This window comes from Streptomyces fuscigenes (assembly GCF_021556455.1).
Taxonomy (GTDB): domain Bacteria; phylum Actinomycetota; class Actinomycetes; order Streptomycetales; family Streptomycetaceae; genus Streptomyces; species Streptomyces fuscigenes.
The window spans coordinates 1-3,478 of the sequence record NZ_JAKGCV010000525.1 but is presented as its reverse complement, the minus strand read 5'-3'; the positions used below and the strand labels follow the sequence as shown (position 1 = coordinate 3,478).

The window sequence follows — 3,478 nt, the reverse complement described above, 5'->3', positions numbered from 1 at the left end:
CCGGGCGCGCGGCGCGCCGCTCGGGGATCCGCCTCCCCCGGCCCCGGCTTCCGGGTCGTACCCGCCTCGTCCCCCGCCTCCCGCAGGCCTCCCGCGCGCCGCGGCAAGGCGCCGCCCGCGTCCCGTCTCGTCCCGTCGCGGCCCGCGCCCCGGGCGCTGCGCAGGGGCTAGGCTCGCCGTCTGCATTCGCACCGCCGCAGCGACCGGGAGACACCCCACCATGGCCAAGAAGCAGAAGAAGGCGCAGCTCACGGACGGACCGATTCCGGTGGTCGGGGCCCGCGAGCCCTGCCCGTGCGGTTCCGGGCGCCGGTACAAGGCGTGCCACGGGCGTCAGGCGTCGCACGCGCCGACCGAGCTGGTGCATCGCCCGTTCGAGGGGCTCGCGGGGGAGCCGCACTGGGTCGCGATGCGCGAGCTGGTGCCGGCGGCGACGGCCGCGCTCACGCTGAAGGACGGGCTGCCCGAGGGGGTGCCCTCGGTGACGCTGGCGACGGTGCTGCCCATGGCGTGGCCGGCGCTGCGCCGCGACGACGGCTCCGTCCTGCTGGCCCTGCAGAACGACACGGCCTCGGGCGACCTGAGCCGCGACCTCGCCGACACGCTGCTGCGCGCGCTGACCGCGGAGCCGGGCAATCCGGTGGCGGCGCGGCGCGCGGAGGCCGAAGGGCCCCGCCTCCAGGACCTGCTGGACCCGTCCGCCGGCTTCACGCCCGCCGTCCACCCGGGCTTCGAGTTCTGGGTGCCGGACGCGCAGAACGCGACGTCCGAGGTGACGGCCTCCCTGGAGCGGGCCAACGCGGCCGCGATCCCGACCGTCCTGCTGTCGGGTTCCGAGGCGGCGTACTGGTGCGAGACGCCGGAGAAGAACCACCTGCGCTGGGTCATGCCCCACCAGGAGGAGCACCTGCTGGACGCGCTCGCCCGGCTGCACGCCGCCGGCGAGTCGTCGCTGGGCGAGGGCACCCGGCTCGTCGGGTCCTTCCGGGCGCACGGGCTGACGGTGCCGGTGTGGGACCTGCCGAGCGCGATGGGCGCGGACGACTGCGAGAAGCCCGCCGCCGCGTTCGCCGAGCGGCTCGCCGGGGCCCTCGCGGAGAGCGCGCCGCTGACGGCGGAACAGCGCCGCGCGCGCGGCGGACTGACGAACCGCCAGGTGACGCTGAACTGACTCTGAGCGACGAAGGCCGCGGCGGGCGGGCCAGGAGAGCCCGCCGCGGAGTGATACCCGTCACACGGTTCGTCGCGAGGCCCTTGCTTACCGGTAATTGGGCGGCCCGAAATCTCTGATCGAATTTGCTAACGGCCGATCTCTTGTTACCGTTCTAGAAGCCCGGTCGCTGGTGCATCCCCCGTCGCCAGCGACCGGGCCTTTGCGTTCTCCGGGGCCGGTTCGTCCATTGCCCGGCTTCAGCGGCGTTCACCTGCGTTTACCCGCGTTTACATGCGGGTTCCCGAAGCATCCCGGGCGGCGCGCCCGGCCCGGTGCGGGCACGGGCGGCGTCCCCAACTCCCCCTGGACGGCGCCGACCTGCGGCGCGGCCCGGGAGCACGCGCGGCGCCCGGCCCCGAGGGGCCCGGACGCCGTGGCAGCTGCTTTCGGGGAATTTCCGCGCATGTCCCGCCGGTGCGGCCATACGCGGGGAATTGAATTTTGTTCAGTACATCTCAGAACATCTCAGTACGCGAGTCTGCTGCCGCCGTCCGGCGCGCTCGTACTCGCCTGAACCAGCGCGTCGACAACTGCCTCGACATCCGGCAGCCAGGGCGCCGCGGAGCCGGGAAGCGGGCCGCGTTCCCACCGCACCTGCCCGTCCGCCGCCCCGGACGGCGGTAGCACCAGGTAACCGCCGTCGCCGTGGAAGCGCAGCGAGCTCGGCACCCATTCCTTCGCGTAGAGGAGGGCGCCGAGGCGTTCGAGGCCGTAGGGCGCGACGAGGAACGCCCAGCGGGTGGGCGTCGCGACGACCGGTCCGAGGCGCAGGTCCGCCCGGTCGAGCGCGGCGAGCGCCCGCGCGCCCGCGACGGCCGGCAGGCTCACCGCGCAGGGCGCCCTGCCGCCGGTCGCGAGGACGATCGGCGCGTCCGGGCGCTTCGTCCACCACCAGCGCAGCATCCGCTCGTCGGTGGTCGCCGCGAGCAGGCCGGGGTCGAAGGGGTGCGCGCCCGGCACGGCGCATTCGGGATCGGGGCAGGAGCAGCCCGGGCCGCGGGTGCCGCGGCCGCCGGCCGTCTTCAGGCCGGCGCCGGGGAGCACGGGCCATCTCCAGGCGGAGTAGGTGAGCGCGGCATCGACTGGGGCAGGCATCCCCTTGCGCCGGAACCGGAGCCTGCGTCGCCTTCCGAGGATCTCGCGCATGAGCGCTCGTTCCTTTCCGTTGAACGCCGAGTCCACATGACACTGACTGACACCATGTGTGCTTTTGTGTGCATCACTGCGTCGTGCATACAGTCGCGCGTACAGCTGTGCGTACATTCGGCCATGAGGCCGATCAGCGCGTCGCCTGCCCGTACCGGCCGAAGGAACACATGCCGCACGCGGTGCGGTGAACGGGTCGGGCGTCCGGCGAGTGGTGGCGCGCGCTTGGCGCTTGCTGCTGTCCCGCTGTGCTGTGCGTGGTTCTCGCCACTCCGGAGGACGGGTGGCGGTCCGGCCCCCGGCTGTGAGACGCCGGGCTGCCGCCGCGAGGTTCCGCGGGGCCCAAACTGCCCCTGTCCGTCACCTTTTACGTACCCATCGCGTACGGAATGACGCTCGGGAGAACGCTTCCACCGGGCCGCTTGCTTCCCTCCGGCTCCGGAAAAACCCCTCTTGAGTGACCTCAGTCGATCGCAGAAACCGAAGAGGGGGGACGTTTTTCGGTCAACTTCTCGCCACTCCCAGAGATCCGCCCGGGCCATGGCTCCATGCTGGACATTGCCCGAGTTGTGCGTGTACATGTGGGTACGTTGACGGCTGCGCAGAATGACATGGGGGTTTGCGATGCTATCGAGCGAAACGCACCGCCCGGAAGGTCGGCTGCCATGAGTGCCCAGCATGTGCCGAAAGTGGCCGGAATCAATTCAGTGGTGCCCGCTCCCGCTCACACACCCCCACCCCTCGACGACGTGAAGGCGCCGCCCGTCGTCCTCATCCAGGACCGCCTCGCCGGCTGGGTGTCCGACCTCACCACCCTCCACGAACTCACCGAACGCCTGGCGCGCACCGACCGCCTGGACGACGCCCTGACCGAGGTGCTGCATGCCGGCGGCGCGCTGGTGGGTGCGGGGCGCGGCGTCGCCGTGCTCGACCCCGCCGACGGGCTGGGACCGCGCAGGACCGTCGGCCTCGGCCTGTCGGGCTCGGACCTCGGGCACCTGGAGACCGTGCCGTGGGTCCCGGGGGCCCAGGGCGCCCTGCCGGGGCTCGGGCTCGGGGCGTGGGACGCGCCGCTGCCCGGCACCGGGCAGCACGCGGACGCGGACGGCCCGGACGGCC

Annotated in this window: 2 protein-coding genes and 1 pseudogene; 2 read left to right on the top strand and 1 reads right to left on the bottom strand. The window is 73.1% G+C overall.

Annotated features, from left to right (window positions below; all coding sequences use genetic code 11):
* Positions 1 to 220: 220 nt before the first annotated feature.
* Positions 221 to 1,171, top strand: coding sequence for a DUF5926 family protein (locus tag L1885_RS25710; RefSeq protein WP_235799557.1), 951 nt, complete (start codon positions 221 to 223; stop codon positions 1,169 to 1,171).
* A gap of 507 nt (positions 1,172 to 1,678) precedes the next feature.
* On the opposite strand, the gene L1885_RS25705 is transcribed toward L1885_RS25710, so the two are convergent.
* The gene (locus L1885_RS25705; protein ID WP_235799556.1) at positions 1,679 to 2,359 is read right to left on the bottom strand and encodes a bifunctional DNA primase/polymerase; all 681 of its coding nucleotides are present in this window, start codon (positions 2,357 to 2,359) and stop codon (positions 1,679 to 1,681) included.
* A 548-nt stretch (positions 2,360 to 2,907) separates the two neighbouring features.
* Between L1885_RS25705 and L1885_RS25700 the strand changes: the two are divergent.
* Positions 2,908 to 3,478 (top strand): annotated as a pseudogene (locus tag L1885_RS25700) (phosphatase); the annotation flags it as partial.

Bases quoted from the DNA above. Each gene is read 5' to 3' on its own strand.
- L1885_RS25710 (WP_235799557.1), top strand. From the start codon at position 221: ATGGCCAAGAAGCAGAAGAAGGCGCAGCTCACGGACGGACCGATTCCG.
- L1885_RS25705 (WP_235799556.1), bottom strand. From the start codon at position 2,359: ATGCGCGAGATCCTCGGAAGGCGACGCAGGCTCCGGTTCCGGCGCAAG.